The sequence below is a fragment of the Methanophagales archaeon genome (genome assembly GCA_021159465.1).
Taxonomy (GTDB): domain Archaea; phylum Halobacteriota; class Syntropharchaeia; order Alkanophagales; family Methanospirareceae; genus G60ANME1.
The window spans coordinates 1-1808 of record JAGGRR010000099.1; the positions used below are offsets into that span (position 1 = coordinate 1).

A 1808-nucleotide genomic window follows, 5' to 3' on the forward strand; every position below is an offset into this window, starting at 1 on the left:
CGCGTGGTTCAACCTCGCTAAACCCCACGATGCACTAAAAATCGAAATTGCGGATGGTGAACAGCGTTGGATTGCGCAGCATTTTGATCAAATTTTTTTAAAGTTTGATAGAACGCCCGTAATGGCTGCTAACCTCACAGACCACATCTGGAGATTAGAAGAGTTGTTCAAGTTTAAACCACCCCTTACCCCCATAGCAGGTGAATATCTGGAATATGCAGGGTGCGACGGGCATATTTAGCGCAAGCTCTCTTATTTTTCGATCCGTTTGCCAAGCATACATGTACATTCTATTTTGCTCAGGGGGCATTATAAAATTTGTATAGCATACTCTGTTTTTTAAAAAAGCATTGACTGTATTGGAGAGTCGGATAGGGAAAGAAAGAAAAAGGGAGGGTTGTAAGTGTAAGTGTGAAGTACAAGCTCGTAAAGGAGAGTCTTGATTCGGGGATTCGAATATCAATTCAGCGAATCACGCAATTATTGGGTGTATTTTCATGGCTATTTTCTTTCCGTGTCTTAATTTATTGTAGAGATTGCCTTTTTCATGTAGCACTGTAACCAATTTCTCATTATCGGAACTATTCTTATTCTGGTTGTAGTCTCTCCTTCTAAATAACGCTCTACTTATTTTCAGGGGGACGTCTTCATAAAATCCTATTTCAGAGTCCAGTTCAATATTCAAAGCCCGGTTTATAGTTTCCACTGTGAACAAGTTTTCTATAGTTCTTATGTATCTTCCGTTCTTTTTCCAGAAATAAACAGTGATCCCGTCATTTTCAAATTTCTCTTTAAGGTCTTCCTTTGTGGCTGGTAGTTTTGAATATTCATTTTTAACGTCCGAATCAACAATTATAATTACAGCTATATTTGGGTTTAATTTTAACAAAGTAGCGGGGTCATGATCTTCTATATTTGATCCACCTATTGGAAGCACTGCTATGTTGTATTCATCCCAGTTCTTAGAAATCGCATCAGCAAAAATCTTTACAATTTCTACATTCTACATCCGAGGAGCCCTCTACAAGAATAATGCCGTTAGTGAGAAAAATGTCACTGGGGAAATTCCAAGTTCTTCAGGAATTTCTTTATCTCCTTCAAGTTTTCTTAGTTTTGTTTCGCCATTCTCTTTAATCAGCAGGTACGTAGTGGGTATATCAGATTTGTCAACGAATATAATATAATTGACGATAAATTTCAAGCATTCGAGAATCAGATCAGATACCGCTGCATACCGCTACCTACCTCTATGAACAATTGAAATTTCCTCTCCCAGGTATTTATCTTTGATCTTTATTTCAAGATTGAACGCTTTTTCCAGTTTAAGTTCTGGAATGGCAATTACTACATCTTCAATTTCGTCCCACATTTTTGATAGTTCTATTCTTAAAGAACTTCTAATCGCTTCTGTTTCTCTTCGAATGGCATCCTTTAATTTTCTTTTTTGTGTGGATACACTTTCTGTTTAGGCTTTTTCCTCACTTGTTTTTTCGATTATGGGCAAGAACAAATCGGAAGTAATAGTTGTGTTACAGTGTTTCGCCCGAATTTCAGCTCATCTTCTACACTTTTAACAGCAGGGATGAACAGAACATAGAGGGAAATACTTTTCCAAAGTTCTGTAGGTAATCTTGATATTTTCATTCACTAAAAAGAAGAGATATTTCACAGTTTTTTCTTATTCCCTTGTGAAAATCTTCGGTTGATAATCTCTGGTTTTTGCATGCAACGTGGATTGCTCTTATTATGTTAGATTTACCACCATCATTTGCTTCATTGCCTATCAAGGTGGTAAATTTTCCAATTTT

General features: G+C 36.7%; 2 protein-coding genes. One reads left to right on the top strand and one right to left on the bottom strand.

The features are described from left to right. Positions 1-241, top strand: a 241-nt coding sequence (locus J7J01_04980) for a hypothetical protein (GenBank protein MCD6210233.1), incomplete at its 5' end; no start/stop codon positions are given. Between the two features lie 231 nt (positions 242-472). Here the strand turns inward: J7J01_04980 and J7J01_04985 are convergent. Next, positions 473-937, bottom strand: coding sequence for a hypothetical protein (locus J7J01_04985; protein MCD6210234.1), 465 nt, complete (start codon positions 935-937; stop codon positions 473-475). Between the last annotated feature and the right edge of the window lie 871 nt (positions 938-1808).